18 protein-coding genes and 1 tRNA gene are annotated in these 20,610 nt (G+C 61.9%); 9 read left to right on the top strand and 10 right to left on the bottom strand.

Annotated elements, in window-relative coordinates; all coding sequences use genetic code 11:
* The first annotated feature begins 494 nt into the window (after nt 1-494).
* The 4 genes from J6525_RS34475 to J6525_RS34460 all read left to right on the top strand — a co-directional run bounded on the left by J6525_RS34475 (nt 495) and on the right by J6525_RS34460 (nt 4,760).
* Entirely contained in the window at nt 495-1,697 is a 1,203-nt protein-coding gene (locus J6525_RS34475; protein ID WP_225648004.1) for a GGDEF domain-containing protein, read from the top strand.
* A 40-nt stretch (nt 1,698-1,737) separates the two neighbouring features.
* A complete protein-coding gene (locus J6525_RS34470) occupies nt 1,738-2,358 on the top strand; it encodes a peptidoglycan recognition protein family protein (protein WP_092087475.1) in 621 nt (206 codons plus the stop codon).
* A gap of 193 nt (nt 2,359-2,551) precedes the next feature.
* A complete protein-coding gene (locus tag J6525_RS34465; protein ID WP_225648003.1) occupies nt 2,552-2,929 on the top strand; it encodes a VOC family protein in 378 nt (125 codons plus the stop codon).
* Nucleotides 2,930-3,884: 955 nt separating this feature from the next.
* Complete coding sequence (locus tag J6525_RS34460; protein WP_225648002.1) at nt 3,885-4,760, top strand: L,D-transpeptidase; 876 nt, start codon at nt 3,885-3,887, stop codon at nt 4,758-4,760.
* 1,149 nt (nt 4,761-5,909) lie between these two features.
* Here J6525_RS34460 and J6525_RS34455 read toward each other — a convergent pair.
* The 5 genes from J6525_RS34455 to J6525_RS34435 all read right to left on the bottom strand — a co-directional run bounded on the left by J6525_RS34455 (nt 5,910) and on the right by J6525_RS34435 (nt 11,353).
* Nucleotides 5,910-6,722 carry an aminoglycoside phosphotransferase family protein gene (locus J6525_RS34455; protein ID WP_225648001.1) on the bottom strand — a complete coding sequence of 271 codons (813 nt, stop codon included), beginning with the start codon at nt 6,720-6,722 and terminating at the stop codon, nt 5,910-5,912.
* 178 nt (nt 6,723-6,900) lie between these two features.
* Nucleotides 6,901-7,920 (bottom strand): OmpA family protein, encoded by a 1,020-nt coding sequence (locus tag J6525_RS34450; protein WP_225648000.1) that lies wholly within the window; start codon nt 7,918-7,920, stop codon nt 6,901-6,903.
* A 443-nt stretch (nt 7,921-8,363) separates the two neighbouring features.
* Nucleotides 8,364-8,771 (bottom strand): hypothetical protein, encoded by a 408-nt coding sequence (locus tag J6525_RS34445; RefSeq protein ID WP_225647999.1) that lies wholly within the window; start codon nt 8,769-8,771, stop codon nt 8,364-8,366.
* Nucleotides 8,772-9,220: 449 nt separating this feature from the next.
* Nucleotides 9,221-10,117: an RNA polymerase sigma factor RpoH gene (rpoH, locus tag J6525_RS34440; protein ID WP_024581019.1), complete on the bottom strand. Its 897-nt coding sequence runs from the start codon at nt 10,115-10,117 to the stop codon at nt 9,221-9,223.
* Between the two features lie 216 nt (nt 10,118-10,333).
* On the bottom strand, nt 10,334-11,353 hold the full coding sequence (locus tag J6525_RS34435; RefSeq protein WP_225647998.1) for an RluA family pseudouridine synthase: 1,020 nt from the start codon (nt 11,351-11,353) through the stop codon (nt 10,334-10,336).
* Nucleotides 11,354-11,374: 21 nt separating this feature from the next.
* Here J6525_RS34435 and J6525_RS34430 point away from each other — a divergent pair, with 21 nt between their 5' ends.
* The 3 genes from J6525_RS34430 (at nt 11,375) to J6525_RS34420 (ending at nt 14,282) form a co-directional block, all read left to right on the top strand.
* Complete coding sequence (locus J6525_RS34430) at nt 11,375-11,710, top strand: hypothetical protein (protein WP_225647997.1); 336 nt, start codon at nt 11,375-11,377, stop codon at nt 11,708-11,710.
* A gap of 126 nt (nt 11,711-11,836) precedes the next feature.
* Entirely contained in the window at nt 11,837-12,484 is a 648-nt protein-coding gene (locus J6525_RS34425) for a QcrA and Rieske domain-containing protein (RefSeq protein WP_225647996.1), read from the top strand.
* Between the two features lie 67 nt (nt 12,485-12,551).
* A complete protein-coding gene (locus J6525_RS34420) occupies nt 12,552-14,282 on the top strand; it encodes a methanol/ethanol family PQQ-dependent dehydrogenase (protein ID WP_092087487.1) in 1,731 nt (576 codons plus the stop codon).
* A 224-nt stretch (nt 14,283-14,506) separates the two neighbouring features.
* On the opposite strand, the gene J6525_RS34415 is transcribed toward J6525_RS34420, so the two are convergent.
* From J6525_RS34415 to J6525_RS34405, 3 genes are all read right to left on the bottom strand, one after another.
* Nucleotides 14,507-14,779, bottom strand: coding sequence for a hypothetical protein (locus J6525_RS34415; protein ID WP_092087489.1), 273 nt, complete (start codon nt 14,777-14,779; stop codon nt 14,507-14,509).
* Nucleotides 14,780-14,979: 200 nt separating this feature from the next.
* Nucleotides 14,980-17,295: a xanthine dehydrogenase family protein molybdopterin-binding subunit gene (locus J6525_RS34410; RefSeq protein ID WP_225647995.1), complete on the bottom strand. Its 2,316-nt coding sequence runs from the start codon at nt 17,293-17,295 to the stop codon at nt 14,980-14,982.
* A gap of 1 nt (nt 17,296) precedes the next feature.
* Nucleotides 17,297-17,749, bottom strand: a complete 453-nt coding sequence (locus J6525_RS34405) for a (2Fe-2S)-binding protein (RefSeq protein WP_028333166.1) — start codon at nt 17,747-17,749, stop codon at nt 17,297-17,299.
* A gap of 585 nt (nt 17,750-18,334) precedes the next feature.
* On the opposite strand from J6525_RS34405, the gene J6525_RS34400 reads away from it, so the two are divergent.
* Together J6525_RS34400 and J6525_RS47575 are read left to right on the top strand one after the other, a co-directional pair.
* A tRNA-Glu gene (locus J6525_RS34400) sits at nt 18,335-18,409 on the top strand.
* A 388-nt stretch (nt 18,410-18,797) separates the two neighbouring features.
* The gene (locus J6525_RS47575; RefSeq protein ID WP_376708597.1) at nt 18,798-18,980 is read left to right on the top strand and encodes a helix-turn-helix domain-containing protein; all 183 of its coding nucleotides are present in this window, start codon (nt 18,798-18,800) and stop codon (nt 18,978-18,980) included.
* Between the two features lie 128 nt (nt 18,981-19,108).
* Here the strand turns inward: J6525_RS47575 and J6525_RS34395 are convergent, their stop codons facing one another.
* Together J6525_RS34395 and istB are read right to left on the bottom strand one after the other, a co-directional pair.
* Nucleotides 19,109-19,936, bottom strand: a complete 828-nt coding sequence (locus tag J6525_RS34395) for a DUF2971 domain-containing protein (RefSeq protein ID WP_225647994.1) — start codon at nt 19,934-19,936, stop codon at nt 19,109-19,111.
* A 109-nt stretch (nt 19,937-20,045) separates the two neighbouring features.
* Nucleotides 20,046-20,610: IS21-like element helper ATPase IstB (gene istB / locus J6525_RS34390; RefSeq protein WP_225647993.1), on the bottom strand; the 565-nt coding region annotated here is incomplete at its 5' end.

The following is a 20,610-nucleotide window of genomic DNA, read 5'->3' as shown; positions in this document are numbered from 1 at the left end:
GAGGCATGCTTGGCGGAGGGCCAGCCTCGCAACATCCTCGATATCAAACTCAGCAGATTCGGAGGCTGCTGCCGCGTGCTGTCACGGCGCCGTCATCGTGTTATCCACAACTGTTACGCGTTTTCGCCAGCTTTTTCGCAAAGCGTTGCGCATCTCGCGCGTCGCGGCGTCGTCGCATCCGTCATGCTTAACGATGCGCAAACGGCGGATGCGCAGATCTTCATCAATTCAAAACCACGGCGCGGATTGGCACGTTGTGGGTGACGCTCCGTTAAGCGGCGCGGCCGCATGCTGTTCCGTAAGACAACGGGGATTGTCATTTGAGGAAACGCCCCGGGGGCATGATCCGGAAAAGTGCGAAGCGGTTTTCCGAAAAGATCATGCCAAAACAAGAATCTAACGCGCGATGATGATTCAGCCTGATCTCATCGCGCTTTAGCGGCAGACGGTCATTTCAGGAGAGGCGAGGCCGATACGGCTCTCGAACAGGGGCGATGTTGAGCGTTCCGACGCTTTGGACGGTATTCATTATCAATTTTCTCGCGCTCGGGCTGATCTGGGCCTATGTCGCGCGCAGCTATCCTTCTTTCGGCGCGGCGCGGTTCTGGACCGCGTCGGCCCTGGTCGCCTCAGCCGGCGCCAGCTGCGCGATGCTTCGCGTGATGCTGACGGACTCGCTGCTGCCGCTGCTCGCGGCCGGGACCTTGATGGTGTTCGCCGCCGGCCTTGCCGCGATGGGCATCGAGCGGTTCTACGACAAGCCCGCGACCTGGCGCGCCACCCTGCTGACCGCGGCGCTGGCCTTCGCCGGCCTCGGCACCTTCATCTTCGCCTATGACAGCATGCCGATGCGCATCCTGGTCTACACCATCGCCCAGGTCACGCCGTTCGCGCTGACGCTGAAGCTGTTGCTGTCGTCCGAGAACGGCCGCGTCAGCCCCGGTGCCCGGCTCGCCGGCATCGTCGCCTCCGTGCTGATCGGCATCTATGCGCTGCGTGCCGTCGGCGCGCTGCTGCAGCCCGGCGAGTTCTCCTTCGTCCGCTTCTCTGCGGGGCAGTCGCTGGTGATCCTGCTGATGGTGTTCCTGTCGATGGCGCTCAATTTCGGCTTCCTGCTGATGGCGATCGACCGGCTGCGCAACGAGGTCGCCGACCTCGCGCTGCTCGACGATCTCACCGGCGTCGGCAACCGCCGCCATCTCCTGCAGCGGCTGACCGAGGAATGCGCGCGCTCCGACCGCAACGGCGAGGCGTTCGCGCTGCTGGTGATCGACCTCGACGGCTTCAAGGGCATCAACGATACCCATGGCCACGCCGCCGGCGACGCCTGCCTGCAGCACTTCACGCTGATGGCGCAGACGCGGCTCCGCCCGGGCGACATGCTGGCCCGCACCGGCGGCGACGAGTTCTGCATCGTGCTGCCGTCCTCGACGCTGCGCGAGGGCGCGATGATCGCGCGCCGCGTGCTCGAGGTCTGCCGCGCCGATGCCGAGCAGTGCACCGGCAAGGACATCCCGATCGCGGTCTCGATCGGCGTCGCGCAATGGACCCGCGAGATCGGCCTGCATCCCGATCGCCTGGTCGCCGCCGCCGACCACGCGCTCTACGACGCCAAGAAGGGCGGCAAGAACGGCTATGCGACCTACGAGCCGAAGCTGCCCGAGATGGTCGAGGCGAGCCTGCGCAAGCGCGCCTGAGCGTGCTAACGAGCGACGGAATGACGCCGGGACTTCCGCAATGACGCCTCGCCTGCTCACCGCGCTTGTTGCGCTGGTCCTGTCCGCTGCCGCATCGGCCGAAACGCCCGATCTCGCGACCATTGCGCGATCGCAAGGCACGCCCGAGATTCCCGGCTTGAAGATGGTCTGGCTGGCGCCCTGGGGCGACGTCACCAGATCGCATCCCTGGCGCAACATCATCGTGCACCAGACCGAGGGGCCGCAGGGCTCGGCGCGATACGGCGCCGAGGCGCAGCACAAGAACCCGACCCGGCGCGGCGTCATGGTCTGGGTCGAAACCGACGGCACGGTCTATTGGGCGGTCTCCGACAACCTCGTTCCGACCCACACAGACGGCGCCGATCGCAACGACAACAAATATATCGACAACAGCAAGACCTATCACCAGGTGAACAAGGACACGTCGATCGGCGTCGAGTTCGCCGGCAATTACCCCGACGTCACGACGGGCCCGACCGACGCACAGGTCGCGGCCTGGCGGGTGCTGGTGAAGCTGCTGCGCGCGCGTTACGGCATCCCGCCGGAGCGCGTCTACGCCCACAACTGGATCGACTTCAAGGATGCCCGCTACTGCGAGGGCTGCGCGCTCGCCACCATGGCGCGGCAGTGGGGCGAGTAGGGCGGCCTACTCATCAAAATCCGAGACGCCGGCGTTCGGCGACGAAGCGGCAACCCGACCCGACCTCGGCGATATCGCCTTCTGAAGCGGTCATCTGGCTGTCCCAACCCCAACTCCCACCTTAAAGGTGACAAATTTTCAGACATTGAGAAGAGCGGACGCAAGTTGTTGCGTGACGTTGGAGTGCACCAAGATGAGCCCTTCTGGAGCTTTGATCGCGATCCTGCCGTGTAATGACCTTGACGCGTCCGAGCGGTTCTACAATCGGCTGGGCTTTGCGCGCCCGGACGGCGAAAGGCCTGCTCCAGGAGAGCCCGACACCTATCGCATGCTGTCGAACGGGAAGGGCGGATATCTACATCTGACGGACGCGGTCGGGGGATGGCTAACGCCGGGCAGAAACCCTTTTGGGCTTTATCTTTACCTCGAGAGTGTTGATGCTGCGGCCCGCGAATTTCAGCAATCACCCGAAGACAAGCCGTGGGGGATGTACGAATTTGCGGTCTCTGACCCGGATGAAACGTTGGTCCGTGTCGGTTGGCCAACCCGTCTCCGCGCCGAAGCGCAATAATTCGTCTGCTTTTGGACCCTAGCCGAAATAGCCAAAAGCGCCTGTTTTGTCCGCTTCGTAGGATGGGTGGAGCGAAGCGATACCCATCAAGCTTGTGCTGCGCGGTGGGATGATGGGTATCGCTGCGCTCTACCTATCCTACGGACTGGCCAGGGCAGCCTTGACCCATCGCGGACATTTCCTCGTCTTCATCCATTGATCTGGATCAATGCGTCCCCTCACGCTCGCGTTGGCATCGTTCGTTCTGCCAATCCATACGGAGGGTACTATGGAAAGCGCATGCAGGTATCACTTAGCGTTGATCGTCTTTGCGTTGGCACCGTCTGCTTTCGCCGCCGAGCTCCCAAAAGAAGGCAACTTCGATTACACGGCGTGCTGGTCGGGCACGAGCAACACTATCTCATTTTCCAAGACCCACATCGCGCGAAGCTATGAGCATACCGGCTCTATCCGAAGCAATCCTCCGGGTGGGCTTTTCGACAAAGATACATTCCGGTGCGTAGGGGTTAGTGCGTCTCTTGGTGGGAAGATTACTGGCACCACGGTCTGCGAGTCCATTGACCGAGACGGTGATAAGCGACTTTCGTACTTCTCGACGTCAGAAGGAAAGGTAACCAGAGAGACAGTCGCGGGGACTGGGAAGTACGACGGCATGGTCATGACCGCAACGATACAACCCTTAGGGCCTTTCCCGGTCATCAAAGAGGGAACCTTTCAAGACTGCAATCACCAGACTGGTACCTATACGTTGAAGTGATGTTGCATCTTTGCGCGAGGGCCGCCTTTGGGCGGCCCTTGCTTTGCCCGAACCGGCGATCGAATGTGGACGATGGGTGTTGCAGCACAGGGGCTGGCGTTAACGACGCTTGGCGATTTCCAGCCTGGGCGACATCGCTTCGAAGCTTGTTAAAATTTGCCGGATACCTCTTCCGGGCATTGCGATCAGGGGAGAGGTATGGGTAAGCGGGCCAAACGTGGAAAGACCGAGACGCTCGCGCTACCAGTGGCCGGAAGAGTTGTAGTTGGCGTCGTGGCCGCTGCCGCATTGGGGTACGGCTTGCTGTGGCGGCCGGCGAGCGTTCAACCGATACGGAAGCAAGCCGCGCACCAGGTGCCGGCACCATCCAGTCCTACGCCGTCGACTCCCATTCACGTAGCGGCGGCGGTTCAGGCGCCAGCGCCAGCTCCGGTTCCGATCCCGGTCCCCGCGCCCCGGATCGAAACACCAAAAGTCGCTGACGCTCCCGGAAAATTTGCTCGGCAGGTGGTTGACTACGTCAGTCACCAGCCGTCGGGCACCGTCGTCATCGATACCGGCAACACGTTCCTCTATCTGGTTCTGAACGGCGGACAGGCGATGCGCTACGGCATCGGTGTCGGCCGCGAAGGTTTCACATGGTCCGGTGAGCAGGTCGTGGCCCGCAAGACAGAATGGCCGGATTGGCGTCCGCCGGCAGAGATGATTTCGCGCCAGCCTTATCTGCCGCGGTTCATGGCGGGCGGTCCCGGCAATCCGCTCGGTGCCCGGGCGATGTATCTGGGCGATACCGAATACAGAATTCACGGCACCAACAAGCCCGATACGATCGGGAAGCGGGTTTCATCCGGCTGCATCCGGCTGACCAATGACGACGTCATGGACCTCTATGATCGGGTGAAAGTCGGCACGAAAGTGATCGTGCTTCCGGCACCAGCTGCCCATCGACCATCCCCGGGCGCGCCGCCCGACGCCGCCGTCTCATCGCAGGAACCGGCGTCGCCGTCGAGCCGGCCCTCGGCAGTCAACGCGCAACCGCAGGCTTCTCGATCGAAGATGGCCGACGCCCAGTAACTCAATTCTTCTGTCCCAGATCTACAACTTGAGAAGCAGCCCCTGATCAAAATGGGCTGGGTGGCCGCACCGTAACCTGCGGCATGCGAGGCGTCGGTGCGCTGTATGAGACCGTATGATCGCGTGCGTGGGGCATTGGTAGTAGCGCGCTGCAGCAACAGCGGTTTCTTGTGGATCAAATTCGGGAAAGTCGTAGCGTCGTGAGTAGAGGCTGTGCCGCTACAGCCTTCCAGCCCCGGCAGCCCCAGCTCACCCCCTGAGCTGGGGCTTGCTTGGTTCCTCGTTCGATGGTCGATCGGGATGGATGGCGTCGAGTACGGCCTGATAGGTCTAGCGATCGTTTTCTTCGTCGTCGGCGGGGGCGCTCTTCGGCTCGGATGATCAGCGCTACAACCCCCACACTATCCGATGGCCAAAAGCACCAGCACGCAGGGACCGAGATCACGGCCGCCCTTTCGCGTTAGGGATCACGTCTCACTGAGCACATCGTAACGGCAAATGCCCGCGGCAATTGCCATTCGGAACTGGTCCTAACCAACAGACGGGCAGGCAAATCGCATGCGCAAAAGTAGTAGCGCGCCGCAGCATTGCGGTTCGTAGTGGATAGAAATTGGGAAAAAGGCGCAATGTAACGTCGTGGGCGGAGGGTGGCCGCTACAGCCTCCAAAGCCGCGTCAGTCCCAGCTCAATCCGCCTTCCAACTGGGTGCACCGGACGGGGAGGGAGATCTCATGAAGGCAGCGCTCTTGGCATTATCGCTCGTTGGTCAGCCGCCCGTACAAGTTTCAGACAGTGTTCCCAACTTCGACATCAAGTCGCTTTGCGCGGACGTGTCCGTTGACGATAAAGCGTCGGGACTTCCCCAGGACGCGAGTAAATGCGTGAGTGACGAGGCGGTTGCGCGGCAGCAGCTAAACTCGATCTGGCTAACTGTCCCGGCGGGACCGCGAGAAAGTTGCGAACTCATGGCGGGGTCAGGGCAAGTACAAAGCTATGTCGAACTCCTCATTTGCTTGAAAATGATTGACTGGGACTCGCCATCGACAGTGCCCTCTCAGAGGCCCAAGCAAGGTTCGAAAACGCCAGGCAATTAACCGCCGTTCGATGAATTGCGACGGAGCGCTGTGAAGCGTGCGGAGAGCTCACCATTCAGTCTTCCGAGCGCAGAGTCGCTTCGATGCGCTGGATCAGCCGCTCCCGCAGCGAAGGCACCGCGTTGCCGAGAACGGCGAAGGTGCGGACGATGGGCAAATACGGCTCCATTGCCGCCGTCAGCTCCGCGAGAGACATGCCGGCCAGCCGAACATATTCGGATTGCGCCGCCGCATTGGTCGCGCGCGGCCGCTCCGGATTGTCGGCGACTTCCGGCCCGAGCTCGGACAGGATCACGTGCAAGAACCCAAGCTCGAGGACGGCGGGCCCGCGCATCGCGCTGACCCAGTCGACCAGCTTTGGGCCTTCCGTTGTCATGATCACGTTACCGGGGCTCAGGTCGGTATGGCAAAGCCCGTCGCCCGGCGGCAAGCGATCGATCAGCGCGAGGATTTCAGTGGCGATGTGCTTCGGGAGCTTGCCGTCGTCGTGCTCCAACTGAGCCTCCATATACTCGCGCATGGAGAGGACCTCCGGCGGCAGGGGCGTCTTGTGAATGGACATGGCAAGAGCCGCGATGATCGCGCCGGCCTGTTCGAACGTCACCGCGCCGGTTCGGGTTAGCTGCAGCAGGGTCGGTCCGTCGAGGCGCTGCAGCACGATGCCGAAGCGCCCGTCCAGGGTCACTTCGCCGAACACCTCCGGCACCGGAACGCCGGCGGCGTGGACGGCGCGGATCATGCGCACCTCGAACCAGGGCATCCGCCGCGGCAAGCCGGGCTTGAACAGTTTGACGACTTGCCCTGGCGCCCAGGCGTAGGCTTCGGAGTAGGCGCCTTCACCGATCTTTTCCCCCAGCGATCCCCGCATGCCCGTTCTCCGCCGTGCAGAGCAAACACTGGCGGCGAGCAAAAAGGAACCCCCTCCGTCGCGGGGGCCGCGGACACCATCGCTGACGGCCTGCGTGACCATCGAGAACGCCGGGTGTTCGAGGTGAACCGGAAGTCCCTCGGTAGCGGCAAGGCTTTGGCGAGTCTCGTCCGAGCCTTTAGCTCGGTTCAATCCAATGGGAAGGATTCGAGACGTACATGGTTCCTCGCGTCAAGAAAGCGGACAATTCAAGTCCCACACCTAAAAACGGCAAGTCGAGCACAATGACGCCCGAGCCCTTGGCTGCCTCGAATCCTCCGTACAGCGTGTGGAGTGCATTTCTCACGTTCTGAAGCAAGCCGATAGCCGTAAAGGTGTTACGCGTATTCAGCGCGGGTGCCACGTACCTGCCGTTTTTCAAGCCATCGATGAAGTACTTGCTGTTGTGGATCGATTGTAGTGCCGATTTTGAGATCAGCTTTTCGGTAAATGCGACATTGACGCCCCAGTCATTCAGGGGTTCACGGTGCAACTCATATGGAACGCTGAAACCAAAGCCGATAACAGCAACCGCCCCTCCGCTGCCTCCAAGACCCAGTCCCCACCGGCTGCTAATAATCTGGAGATCAAAGGTCTCCAAATCTCCCAGGTTCACGACGTACGCGGTCGTGCTCTCGATGCCGCCGATCAACAACTGTCCGCCAGACTTGACGCCGAAGCCAAGCCAACGTTTGAAGAACTTGCGTTCCTCCGGATAAAATTGAGGTTTCGGTTGAGGCGGCGGTGGCGGCGGCGGCGGTGGTGGATTTGGCTTGTTCCAAACCGAGATGATCACACCACGCCAGCTTTCGTTTTCCACCCCATCCATTTCACCTGCATACTTGGCCGCGCGTTCCCCTTTCGCCACCTCGAGCGCAACTTTGAAATTGTTGGGCACTTGGTTGCGAAGCAGATCAATTACGGCCCGCAGCCTATTCTGCGACAATTCCATGTTGAAATCGTCGCTGCCGGTACGACTTGCAAGTCCTATGATTGTAAGGCTTCCTCCGCTCCTCAATTTTGGAGCGACGACGCTGATCAGCCAATTGGAATGTTCCGGCTTTATGGCGAACTTGCCGACTTCAAAGTTGAATAACTTCGCCGCAATCGTATCCGGTGCCTGCGATCCATACTCCTGGATTTTTCCAGGTGATGCCATGTTGACTATCTCCCAACGGAGAGACCGACTGCGGAACGGGTAGAACCCGGATTGAAATATCCGCGTATCAATGGGTCGCTTTGGAGTTTATGCCGGTTCATCGTCGCCCTCGGATTCCCGTCGGCGACTTGAAGGTGCCGTCGAAGTCGGTGAAGGCGAAGCCCTAAGACACTCCGTGGTTTTCGGCGGAATGAGCGTGCGCGGCTTGGATTTCATCGCGATGTCGCGGCATAGCGCGGCAGTGGGCGAGTAGGGCCGCGCACTCCATTAAAATCCGGGACGCCTGCTTTCGGGGACGAAGCGGAAACCCGATCCGAGTTCAGGGATATCGCCTTCTGACCCGAAGCGGTCCTGTACGCGGATGGCGCGTCGTCGCGTGCGCCATCCGCTCCTGCAATCTATCTTGTGGTATCTCTTGCTATCTCTTGCGAAGAAAGAGAGCCTTAGGCCTTCAGGTCCGTGATCCGCATGATCGCGACCACATTCCCATCGTTGTACGCCTGCTCTTTTGTTTCCTTGTTACAGGTCCAGACAAAATTCTTCTTGCCCGTAAAGGTCTTTCCCTCCTGTTCAAGCCGAAGCTCCCCTTCAGTGATATGGCAGATCATGGCATTCATCATCGGGGGGCCCATGGTCTTCGATCCCGGCTGCATAATGACATCGCGCATTGAGACCGTCTTAAATCCTGGGATCAGGGATGGTGTCTCGCCTTCATATTCACGCACCACGACACCCGGCCAAGGTGCCGCATCCTTGTAGCCCGTGGCTTGAGCCTTGGCGGGCTTGATCATGGCAGTCGAAACCGCTGCCAACGCGATTCCCAGTGCGGACCTTCGATCGACCTTCCTCATCGCTTTTCTCCCGACGTTACCGAACGAGCGGCCGCAAATGCAGCGCGCAAAGTTCGTGGTGAACGGTGGTGCGAAACCGAAAAAAGAACGGCCTCTAGGAGAGCGTGTGCCTGCCGATAGCACCTGTGCTGCTCGTTTGCCCGGACGGTGATTTCGGCACGTCCCGCTTCAAGGGCCGTGACATCCTACGTCACCTGACGCATCCGGGGAACAGGTAGCGTTGCACGAAGACACTGCAGCCTGTCGGGAAGGTCCGAAACTGGCCCCTTAGCCGACATGACCAAGCGCGCCTCGCGGGTGCGCACCCGAGGCTGATGCGGACATTCGTCGGCAGGCGGATTGATGGCTACACGCCCCGGATCGAGGTGCCTGCCGAGCACCAATTTGCAAACAACAAAAAAGCCGGCGTTGCCGCCGGCTTTCGTGTCTGTTGGCTCGCTGCTGCGCGATCAGTGCGCGGCTTCGAGTGCGGCTTCCTGCCGGGCGATCGTGCCCTTGACGGCCGACTGCACCTTCTCGAACGCGCGGACCTCGATCTGCCGCACGCGCTCGCGCGACACGCCGAACTCGGCGGCGAGGTCTTCCAGCGTCATCGGCTCATCCGCCAGACGCCGCGCCTCGAAGATGCGGCGTTCGCGCGGGTTGAGCACGCCGATCGCACCGTTCAGGGCCTGGCGGCGATGATCGAACTCCTCGCTCTCGGCCATCAGGGCTTCGGCGTTGGGCGAGTTGTCGACCAGCCAGTCCTGCCATTCGCCGGCTTCGCCGTCGTCGCGGATCGGGGCGTTGAGCGACGCGTCACCGCCGAGGCGGCGGTTCATGTCGATCACGTCCTGATCGGTCACGCCGAGGCGCTTGGCAATCAGCTTGACCTGATCGGGGTGGAGATCACCCTCTTCCAGGGCGGAGATCTTGCTCTTCGCCTTGCGCAGGTTGAAGAAGAGCTTCTTCTGGTTCGCGGTGGTGCCCATCTTCACGAGCGACCAGGAACGCAGAATGTACTCTTGTATTGACGCCTTGATCCACCACATGGCGTAAGTGGCGAGACGGAAGCCCTTCTCGGGCTCGAATCGCTTCACCGCCTGCATCAGGCCGACATTGCCTTCCGAGACGACCTCGGAAATCGGCAAGCCGTAGCCGCGATAGCCCATGGCGATCTTGGCCACGAGCCTGAGATGGCTGGTGACGAGCTTATGCGCCGCGTCGCGATCGTCATGCTCGCGCCAACGCTTGGCGAGCATGTACTCCTGCTGGGGTTCCAGCATCGGGAACTTGCGGATCTCGGCGAGGTATCGAGAGAGGCCGGATTCTCCATTGAGGACCGGCAACGTAGCTGTACGGGCCATTTGAGCGCCCTCCAGTGGTTCAGGCCCCCGATAGCGGCGGGCCCGGCAGGTGGCCGCTGGGTTAAAGCCGGCCATGCTGCGATGTTCCGCGCTGGATATTCAGCGCAGGTGCAACATACACCAAACTGTCCGTGATAGGGAAGGATTGCTGACGTCACGTCCCCGTGTGGCAGGTATAACCTGTTGTCATAACGCGGCTTTTCCGGGAGGGGTGCGTCATACCGCCGCTTCCAGCGCCCGTTGCAGAAGAAGCAAATCCTCCGGCAAAGGCGCCTCCCAGTGCAAAAGTTCTCCGGTCCGGGGGTGCTCCAATGCCAGCAGATAGGCGTGCAGGGCCTGCCGGCCGAGGGCGGTGAGTGTGTCCTTACCTTCCGCGCCGAGCTGCCCGGCCTTGGTCTTGAAGTGGGCGCCGTAAACGCTGTCGCCGAGCAGCGGATGGCCGAGATGGGCGAGGTGCACGCGGATCTGATGGGTGCGTCCGGTCTCGAGCCGGCACGCCAGCAGCGAGGCGACCGGCTTGCCGTCGCGGCCGGAAAAGCTCGAGAGCACCTCGAAATGAGTGATCGCCTCGCGGCCGCCCTGACGCACCGCCATCTTCTCGCGGGCGTGCGGGTGGCGATCGATCGGCGCGTCGATCGTGCCGTGGGGCCGGTTCGGCACGCCCCAGACGAACGCCATGTAGCCGCGCTCCATCGGCCCGGTGCGGCCATGGTCGGCGAACTGCGCGGTCAGCGACTGGTGGGCGTGGTCGTTCTTGGCGACCACCATCAGCCCCGTGGTGTCCTTGTCGAGGCGGTGCACGATGCCCGGCCGCTTGACCCCGCCGATGCCGGACAGGCTCGAGCCGCAATGGGCGATCAGCGCGTTGACCAGCGTTCCGCTGGCGTGGCCGGCCGCGGGATGCACGACGAGGCCCCTCGGCTTGTCTATGACGATGATGTCGTCGTCCTCGAACACGATATCGAGCGCGATGTCCTCGCCCTGCGGCTCGGCGGGCGCGGCCTCCGGCACGTCGATTATGATCGTATCGCCCTTGGCGACATGATAAGCGGGGTCGCGGACGACGGCGTCCTTGACGGTCACGGAACCGGCGAGGATCAGCGCCTTCAGCCGGGACCGCGACAGCTCGGGACTGCGCTGCGCGAGCACGCGGTCAAGCCGGGCCGAGCCCTCGTCGCCGGCGACGACGACCTCCAGCTTCCGACCGCCATTCGAAGAGACTTGTTGCGAAGACACTTGCAAAGATAGAGCCTTGTGATGACCGACACCGCTGTGACCGAACCGACCCCCGACCAGGCCGCGCTGATCGCGCGGGTGCGGCGCATGATGCTGATCGCGGGCCTGACCTCGGCACTGGCCGTGGCCGTCGTGTTGATTGCCATCGGCTACCGCCTTTATCGCAGCGAGGGAAGCCCCGTTTCCGTTTCCGACGTCACTGCTGCGCTGCCGAAAGGCGCGCGCATCGTCGCCACCAGTGTCGCCGGCGAACGATTGGTCCTCACGCTTGACGTGGGCGGTGCAACAGAGATTCGCACATTTGATGCAAAGACGCTGAAACCTGTCGGCAGGCTGAGCTTCGTCAACGAACCTTGATCGCAGCAATCGCGAAGCCGGGCAGTCGATCAACCGAAAGCTGCAGCGTATTTTTTGCGCATGCGTTCGCACATCGAGAAGGTGTGCCGCCATCTTTTTGGCCGAGTTGCACGTTCAGCTTGCGCCATGTCGCGATCCAACCCGAGTGCTTCCATCGAACAGTCTGATGAGTCCGATCTGTCGGGCTCGTGCGCCGACCCGACGCGGCGCGCGGTGTTGACCGCGCTCGCGAGCTGCGCCTGCCTCGCAGCGATCGAGCCTGCGGCCGCCGACGATGACGAACAGCCCGGCGCCAATGACCGGCCGCAAAAGGCCGATCGGCTCGTGCGCGCTGAAGGCGACAAGGCCGGCCAGGTCATCAAGTCGGAAGATCTGACCTTGGGCGGCCCGCCCATTCGCGCCTGGCCGCAGGACCCGAAGACCTCCGTCATCCGCAAGGGCTCGCGGCTGAACGAGGTCGTGCTCGTCAAGCTCGATCCCGCCGAACTCGACGATGCCACGCGCGCCCGCGCCCCTAACGGCATCGTCTGCTACTCGGTCGTCTGCACGCATGCCGGATGTCCGATCACCGCCTGGTTGAAGGAAGAGCAGGGCGACAAGAACGTCCTGAAATGCCTCTGTCACAACTCCGAATACGATCCGCGGCAGAATGCGCAGGTCGTGTTCGGGCCGGCGCCACGTCGCCTCGCGGCATTGCCGCTGACGGTTGCCGACGGCGCGATCACGGTCGCAGCGCCATTCGTTGGAAAGGTGGGTGCTCAGCAGGGAGGATGAGGCCACATCGGGATTTCTGCATGACCTAAACTGAAAAAATCAAAACAGAGCAGGGAGGTAGCATCTCATGACAAGCAAGCAGTGGTTACTGTCGAGTTGTGTCGCATTCACGTGCCTCATTTCGACCTATGCCGTCGCGGGGCCGATCGAAAACTACAGTTCGGTGACCTCAGCGCGTCTCGAAAATCCCGAACCCGGCAACTGGATGCTGTATCGCCGGACCTATGACGGACAGGGGTATAGTCCGCTCAACCAGATCAACACCTCCAACGTCAAGAACCTCAAGCCGGTCTGGACCTTCTCGACCGGCGTCATCGAGGGCCATGAGGCGCCGCCGATCGTCAACAACGGCGTGATGTTCGCCGCGACCCCGATGGGGCAGGTGATCGCGCTCAACGCCAAGACTGGCGAAGAGTACTGGCGCTACAAGCGGCAGCTTCCCGACGATCTGTTCCAGCTGCATCCGACCAGCCGTGGCGTTGGCCTGTGGCAGGACAAGGTCTACTTCGCCACCACCGACGACCATGTCGTCGCGCTCGACGCCAAGACCGGCAAGGTGGTCTGGGACACCAAGGTCCAGGACTACAAGAAGGGCCAATACCTGACGCTGATGCCGTTGGTGGTCGACGGCAAGGTGATCGTCGGCGGCTCCGGCGGCGAGTTCGGCGTGCGCGGCTATGTCGTCGCCTACGATGCCGAGAGCGGCAAGGAGCTCTGGCGCACCTTCACCATCCCCGGTGAAGGCGAGCCCGGGCACGAGACCTGGAGCGGCGACGACTGGAAGTCGGGCGGTGGATCGGCCTGGATGACCGGCGTCTACGACAAGGACAACAAGACGATCCTCTGGGGCGTCGGCAACGCTGCGCCGTGGCCGGGCTCGGCTCACGCCGGCGACAACCTCTACACCAGCTCGGTGATCGGCCTCGATCCAGAGACCGGCAAGATCAAGAAGCACTTCCAGTATCACCAGAACGATTCCTGGGACTGGGACGAGGTCGATGCGCCGATGCTGGTCGACCTGCAGCGTGACGGACGTTCGTTCAAGAGCCTGATCCACCCGGGACGCGACGCGATCTTCTGGATACTCGAGAACAAGCCCGACAAGATCAACTACGTGTCCGGCTGGCCGTTCGTGAAGACCAATGTCTGGAAGGGCATCGAGGCCGAGACCGGCCGGCCGATCGTCGATCCCGAGCACAAGCCGGTGCTTGGCAAGCGGGTCGAGTTCTGCCCGTCGCTGTGGGGCGGCAAGGATTGGCCGTCGGCGGCGTACAGCCAGAGCACCAAGCTCGTCTACGTTCCCGCCAACGAGAACTTCTGCGGCGGCTTCACGGGCGAGAAGCAGCCGCTGGTACCCGGCCAGCTCTGGCTCGGCACCAAGCCGGAGGACATCGGGCTGACGCCGGCACCGAACGCCGATCATTTCGGCGAGTTGCAGGCGTGGGATCCGGCCACCGGCAAGAAGGTCTGGCAGCACGACTTCAAGACCTCGCAGCTGTTCGGCTCGGTGACGGCGACCGCAGGCGACCTGGTTCTCGCCGGCGGCACCAACGACCGGATGTTCCGCATCTTCAACGCCAAGACCGGCGAGCTGTTGTGGGAGCAGAAGACCAACTCCGGCATCATGGCGATGCCGATGTCCTATGAGGTCGACGGAACGCAATATATCGCGGTCCAGTCGGGCTGGGGCGTCGACGCGCAACGCATCCAGGATGCTCTGGCCGGCAAGGTCAAGGGCTTCGAGAACAACGTCCCACAAGGCGGCGTGATCTGGGTGTTCGCGCTCGACAAGAAGTAATCGCGCGATCTGAGCTTGGGTCCTGATTGAATCAGGACCGAAGCTCCGGCTTGTTACGACGCGTTTTCTCCAAGCGAAACGGTGTTCGTTTCGTTCGAAAACGCTTCTCACCTATAGGGGGCGATGCGATCGGGAAGCGGCGGATGGGGAGACCGCCGCTTCCCGGTCCGCTTTTTTTCAGCACGCTTTCCGAAAAGCCGGGTCACGCTGTTCCGGATCTTGCCCTATTTGCCCTTGGTATCGACCTTCCGCTTCTCGTCGTCGTTCATCTGCTTGATCGTGGGATCGCGGCTGGCCTCGCCGGTGGTCTGGCCGGTGGTCGCTGGCGGACCGCTGCTCGGAGCCGAGCTCTGGTCGGGCAACACCCGCGCCGGACGCGTCGCCGTCGCGCCTGGCGGCGAGGCGGTCTGGGCAAGCGCCGTCTGTGTCGCAAAAAGCAAGACGCCCGCGGACAGGGTTGCCGCGAGCGTCCCGAATGTTTGAGGTGGGGTTCTCATCGATCTGCTTCCTCTAAAGCGCGATCGATGAGAACTGCCTATCTCGTCCGTCGTTCCATCCTGAAGGATAAGATGAGGACGACTCTGTCTACGTCATTGCGAGCGAAGCGAAGCAATCCATAGCTCGGCAAAATGGAAGGATGGATTGCTTCGTCGCTGTCGCTCCTCGCAATGACGCAGTTGATAGATTCACGTTCCTCTCACGTCTCCAGCTGCTTGCCGATCGGAAGGGCGCGGATGCGCTTTCCGGTTGCGGCAAAGATCGCGTTGATCAAGGCCGGCGCAAACGGCGGCACGCCGGGCTCGCCGACGCCGCTCGGCGGGGTGTCGGCGCCGGGCGGCACGATGTAGACATTGGTGATTACAGGCGACTCGTCCATCCGGATCACCGGGAAGTCGTCGAAATTGCCCTGCTGCACCTTGCCGTCCTTGAAGCTGATCTCGCCGTATTTGGCGAGACTGAGCCCCATGATCGCAGCGCCTTCGATCTGCGAGTGGATTCGTTCCGGATTGACGTAAGTGCCGCAATCGATCGCGGTGTCGACCCGCGGCACCGAGAACTTGCCCTTGTCGTCGACCGCCACCTCGACGATGGTCGCGATGTAGCTGACGAACGAGCGGTGCACCGCGATGCCGAGGCCGTGGCCCTTCGGCACCTTGCGGCCCCACTCGCCCTTCTCGGCGACCAGCTCGACCACCTTGCGCAAGCGCGCGGTGTCGATCGGGTAGCTGTCATAGGGCTCGCCGTAGTTCCAGGGATCCTTCACCGAGGACAGGTTGACGATCCGCGGGCTTCCGATCAGCTCCAGCAGCATCTCCTTCTGGTCGCGGCCCGTCGCATGCGCGATTTCCCCGACCATGGATTGCACCGCGAAGGCGCGCGGGATGTTGGAGACCGAGCGGAACCAGCCGATCCGCGTGAACGCGGCCGCTTCCGGATTCTCGCACTGCAGGTTGGCGATCTCGAACGGGTTGTCGATCAGGCCCATGCCGAGCTCGAACGGCGCTTCGTGATTGGCGCCGGCGGCGAAGGTCGAGGCGATGGTCGGCGCCACGCTGCGGTGCCGCCACGCAATCACCTTGCCGCTCTTGTCGAGACCGGCCTCGATCCGTTCCACCGAGACGGTATGCAGGAAGTCGTGATGGACGTCGTCCTCACGGGTCCACTGCACCTTGACCGGCGCGCCGAGCTCCTTCGACAGCAATGCCGCCTCGAGCGCGAAGTCGCATTTCGACTTGCGGCCGAAGCCGCCGCCGAGCAGCGTCACGTTGACGGTGACATTGTCCTCGGGAATGCCGAGCGTCTTGGCGACATCCTCTCGGGTGCCGCCGGGGCTCTGCACCGGCGCCCAGATCGTGGCCTTGTCGCCCTTGACGTCGGCCACCGCGACCGGCGGCTCCATGCTGACATGGGCGAGATGCGGCAAATAATATTCGCCCGTGATCACCTTATCGGCGGTCTTCAGGGCCGCATCGGCGTCGCCTTCCTTGCGCACCACGAGGCCGGGTTTTCGCGCGGCCTCTTCGAGGGACGCGCGATAGGTGACGGAGTCGTACTTGGCGTTGGCGCCGTCGTCCCAGACGATCTTCAGCGCGTCGCGGCCCTTGATCGCGGCGCCCGTGTTGCGCGCGATCACGGCCACGCCGCCGAGCGGCTGGAACTTGGACGGCCACGGCCAGCCCTTCACCTCCATCACCTTCTCGACGCCCGGCACCTTCTTGGCCGCGCTGTCGTCGAACGACTTGAGCTTGCCGCCGGTGACCGGCGGACGCGCGATGACGGCGTATTTCAGGCCGGGCAGGCGGACATCGGCGCCGTAATTCGCCTTGCCGGTGGTGATGTCGTGCAGGTCGACGATCGAGACCTGGCCTTTGCCGAGATAGCGGAAGTCCTTGGGGTCCTTCAGCTTGAGGCCCTCGACGCTCGGCACCGACTCTTTCGCGGCATCCGCCGCGAGTTCGCCGAAGCCGGCCTTGCGGCCGCTCGCGCTGTGCACCACCTCGTGGTTCTGCGCCTTCACTTCGGTGACCGGCACGCCCCATTTCTTGGCGGCGGCGGCTTCCAGCATCGAGCGCGCCGAGGCGCCGATCTGGCGCATCGGAATCAGATAGTGCCGCGTGCTGCGGGAGCCGTCGGTGTCCTGGTTGCCGAACTTGACCTCGTCGCCATGTGCCTGCTGGACATGGACGCGCGACCAGTCGGCCTCCATTTCCTCGGCGACGATCAAGGGCAGGCTGGTGCGCACGCCGGTGCCCATCTCGGAGCGGTGCGCCAGGATGGTGACGATGCCGTCGGGGGCGATCGCGACGAACACGCGCGGGTCGACCACGACGCCGTGCGGCATCTTGCCGGCGCCGGTCTCATAGGCGAACGCCTGGCGCGTCATCACGGGGGCGGCGAGCACGAAAGAGCCGGCGATGCCGAGCCCCTTGAGGATGCTGCGGCGCGAAACGTTCTCGACCTTCACGTGCTTCTCGAAGCCGCGAAGCTTGCTGGGGTTGGTGCGGATATTCATGTCACACCCCCGTCGATGCGAGATGGACGGCATTCTCGATCCGCTGGTAGCAGCCGCAGCGGCAGATATTGCCCGCCATGGCTTCGCGGATCTGGTCGTGGCTTGGCTTCGGGTTCTGGTCCAGCAGCGCCGCGGCCTGCATGATCTGGCCGGCCTGGCAGTAGCCGCACTGCGGCACGTTGACCTGGCGCCAGGCCTTCTGCACCGGATGGTCGCCGGTCGGATGCAGCCCCTCGATGGTGGTGACCTCGCGGCCGACGACGTCGGACACCGAGGTGATGCAGGCGCGGACCGCCTCCTTGTCGACGATCACGGTGCAGGCACCGCATAGCGCCTGGCCGCAGCCGAACTTGGTACCCGTGAGGCCTGCTTCGTCACGGAGATACCAGAGCAGCGAAAGATCCGGGTCGCCGTCCCAATTCTGTTCCTGGCCGTTGATTTTTAGTTTGATCATGGTCTGTCCTCGCTCTGCTTAAGCTATTGACCTGTGCGGCGCGAGGTGCGGAACGTCTTCCATGGCCTGCGACCGCGCTGATGTTTGTTGTGCCAAGATATTCGTGAGCCAAATCTGCCGTGCGCCAAGGCCGTCAAGCGCTTGCGCTTTGTTCCAAGCACTCCTCTCGCTTGTCCGGCGCCGTGCGGGGCGCAGCATGGTGAAGGGCTGCGATGTTAGCAGAGACGGACGCCGGGTGACTTCACAGCCAAGTGTTTTGCATTGCCATTTGGCGAAAGCAGGGCCGTGCACGACGACGACATGACATCTCAGGGTGGCCATCATGCAATCGCGAGGGCGGTGCCGCTGTAGCGTGCAGGTGCGATGCGCCCGGGCACAGGCACGCGCGGCATTGCACCCGGCAACGTCGTCCCCGGTGCGCGATTGCGCACCTGAGGGCATCGCGCGGCGATGAACCGGAATCCAGCGGTATGGCGCCGGATGCCCCCGGGGGCGTTCGTAAAGCATGCGTGACAAAATCCCCGCCGCAATGCACAAGGCATCTTGCGGCGGCCGGATTTCAAGGCTATTGCCTTGCCTCTCAACGCTCCCTTCGTCTAGCGGTTAGGACGCGGCCCTCTCAAGGCTGAAACAGGGGTTCGATTCCCCTAGGGAGCGCCAGCAAATTCAGGCACTTAGGTAACCGTCAGCCGCATTCGTTGAATAATGGTTGAATAAGACGCCGGTGAACAGCGGCGGACGCTTGGGGAATTTGCTGGCGACATCAGCAGACTACCTCGGCACGATGTTCGCACTGTGGATGGCGCATTCGCGAAAAATTTCCTCATCGCACTTGGCTATCCAGAAATACTCAAACCGTCGCTGACGTGCGCTATCGTCCGCCAGCGCCCTCGGACGCGCGCATTGACGTTGCTCCTCGCGCAGCCAACTCTCGTATCAAGCTTTGTGCGAATAGGAGGGCTATGTGAGATACAATCGACGTGAGAAAACCAGCGGACAACAGTCACAAGTCAGTCTATCCGCTCCGAAAGCCGCAGAACCGAGCACGATGCCATTCGCCCAGCGGCTTACCTGCACGATTGACGATGCATGCGAAGTGACCGGCTCGGGACGCACGAAGCTTTACGAGTTGATAGGAGCTGGGCGTGTCGTCACGACAACGATCGGACGTCGGCGGCTAGTAGCGGTGCGCTCACTCCTTGCGCTCCTTGACTCCAACATGTCGAACTAATGGGCGTGCGACTTAGGGGAGCAACCCCACCTTGAACGCGCTTTTCCTCAGGCGCTCATTTTGGTGACACGACAGGCTCCCTCAGCCAGTCGAACTCGTCCGCCCACCACCGCATCATCGCGCTTCTGTCAGAATTCGACGTCATGTGTATAGCCGCCTTTCATCGCGTCATCTGACAGGGGATTTATTCGGAGCCGTGACACGTCCACATGGCTCTTGAAGCCAGGCGGCAGAATTTGCGGGTAGGGCTGCGGATATCCGTTTTGCCAAAACAACTGTGATGGTCGAATACCAAATGATCGTTCGCAAAGTTCTATGAGGTGAGCGACTTGGTGCTCCGCAAAATCGGGGCCGACCACTAAAGCTTTAAGCGCGTTCTTGAAAGGGAAAGTAATGTAGTCGGTCGAGACGTTTGCAACGAAGAATCTGAACTCACGCTCGTCGCGCCAATCGGTTGCCTTGGTGAAGAACAGAGATCGCCAGTGCACTTCCAGATGTTCCGAAATCGCGGTCTTTAGTCCAAGCGATTTGATGCGATGATAATCAAAGGTGAACTCGGGCGAGGGATACCTAACGCGGTTTCGGTAGCTGATGTCGCCTTTTCTAAAGATCGCGGCTGGTGCTGATCCCGACAAGTGTTTGGCGAGCGCGGTCTCCAGGAGTGCGGAGTCAAACACGAGGCAGATTCCGTCGTTCACGCCCTTGGTGCTTGCATACTGAGCCCACATTCGCGGCCTACAGAAACCTCGGTACCAGATCGTTCCAAAATCAAAATCATTTGGCACATCTGGATTGATTGCTGCCTCCGGCGCGTCGCGTGTGAAACACAACAGCTTACTCTCGCCCTTCAAAGCCGGGCTTGCAGTTTGTATCATGAACTCGTGCGCTGCTTGATCGTCACCTGGGTTGAGAACAGCTTCAGCGAGCCAGTGCTTTGCTTCCCAAGGATCGTTCACTGCGTATTTCGCAAAAACGGGACAGTGGTTTCGCTAACTGACGGACAGCAGTTTCGCTAAATCGCGGACAGCGTGGCGGCGCTGGCTTTTGGTTGCCTGGTTGTTGAAGTCAGTTGGTATTCGTTTCGCTGTTTTCGACGTCGGTCAAGGGGCGCGCGGCTTTTTTCCTTCGCATGCTGTCGCCTTCGAGAGCGATGCGGTGGGAGTTGTGGATGATCCGGTCGAGGATAGCGTCTGCGATGGTTGGCTCGCCGATCCTGTCGTGCCATTGGGCAACGGGCAGCTGGGCGGTAATCAAGGTCGATTTGCGCCTATAGCGCTCTTCGAAGATTTCGAGGAGATCAAGGCGCTGCTGGTCATTGAGGGTGTGGGTGCCCCAGTCGTCGAGGATGAGCAACTGGACACGTGCAAGCTTATCGATGAGGCGCGGGAAGCGACCATCGAGACGGGCCATGGCGAGGTCTTCGAACAGGCGCGGCATACGCAAATAAAGGACGGAATGATCGAGCCTGGCCGCCTGGCGTCCGAAGGCGCACGCCAGCCAGGTTTTACCAGTCCCGGTCAGGCCGGTGATGATGAAGTTCTCATGGGCTTTCAGCCAGGCGCCTTGCGCCAGTTGCAGGGTGTTGCGCCGGTCAAGGCCGCGGCGGGACGCGAAGTCGACGTCTTCGATA

It is taken from the genome of Bradyrhizobium australafricanum, assembly GCF_020329495.1.
Lineage (GTDB): Bacteria > Pseudomonadota > Alphaproteobacteria > Rhizobiales > Xanthobacteraceae > Bradyrhizobium > Bradyrhizobium australafricanum.
The sequence above is the reverse complement of the archived record's forward strand: the minus strand, read 5'-3'. Positions and strand labels throughout refer to the sequence as shown.

What these genes read in the sequence shown, in the direction of transcription:
- J6525_RS34470 (WP_092087475.1), top strand. Translation starts at nt 1,738, where the DNA reads ATGACGCCTCGCCTGCTCACCGCGCTTGTTGCGCTGGTCCTGTCCGCT.
- J6525_RS34455 (WP_225648001.1), bottom strand. Translation starts at nt 6,722, where the DNA reads ATGCGGGGATCGCTGGGGGAAAAGATCGGTGAAGGCGCCTACTCCGAA.
- J6525_RS34450 (WP_225648000.1), bottom strand. Translation starts at nt 7,920, where the DNA reads ATGGCATCACCTGGAAAAATCCAGGAGTATGGATCGCAGGCACCGGAT.
- J6525_RS34460 (WP_225648002.1), top strand. Translation starts at nt 3,885, where the DNA reads ATGGGTAAGCGGGCCAAACGTGGAAAGACCGAGACGCTCGCGCTACCA.
- J6525_RS34405 (WP_028333166.1), bottom strand. Translation starts at nt 17,749, where the DNA reads ATGATCAAACTAAAAATCAACGGCCAGGAACAGAATTGGGACGGCGAC.
- J6525_RS34420 (WP_092087487.1), top strand. Translation starts at nt 12,552, where the DNA reads ATGACAAGCAAGCAGTGGTTACTGTCGAGTTGTGTCGCATTCACGTGC.
- J6525_RS34445 (WP_225647999.1), bottom strand. Translation starts at nt 8,771, where the DNA reads ATGAGGAAGGTCGATCGAAGGTCCGCACTGGGAATCGCGTTGGCAGCG.
- J6525_RS34425 (WP_225647996.1), top strand. Translation starts at nt 11,837, where the DNA reads ATGTCGCGATCCAACCCGAGTGCTTCCATCGAACAGTCTGATGAGTCC.
- rpoH (WP_024581019.1), bottom strand. Translation starts at nt 10,117, where the DNA reads ATGGCCCGTACAGCTACGTTGCCGGTCCTCAATGGAGAATCCGGCCTC.
- J6525_RS34415 (WP_092087489.1), bottom strand. Translation starts at nt 14,779, where the DNA reads ATGAGAACCCCACCTCAAACATTCGGGACGCTCGCGGCAACCCTGTCC.
- J6525_RS34465 (WP_225648003.1), top strand. Translation starts at nt 2,552, where the DNA reads ATGAGCCCTTCTGGAGCTTTGATCGCGATCCTGCCGTGTAATGACCTT.
- J6525_RS34475 (WP_225648004.1), top strand. Translation starts at nt 495, where the DNA reads ATGTTGAGCGTTCCGACGCTTTGGACGGTATTCATTATCAATTTTCTC.
- J6525_RS34430 (WP_225647997.1), top strand. Translation starts at nt 11,375, where the DNA reads ATGACCGACACCGCTGTGACCGAACCGACCCCCGACCAGGCCGCGCTG.
- J6525_RS47575 (WP_376708597.1), top strand. Translation starts at nt 18,798, where the DNA reads ATGCCATTCGCCCAGCGGCTTACCTGCACGATTGACGATGCATGCGAA.
- J6525_RS34410 (WP_225647995.1), bottom strand. Translation starts at nt 17,295, where the DNA reads ATGAATATCCGCACCAACCCCAGCAAGCTTCGCGGCTTCGAGAAGCAC.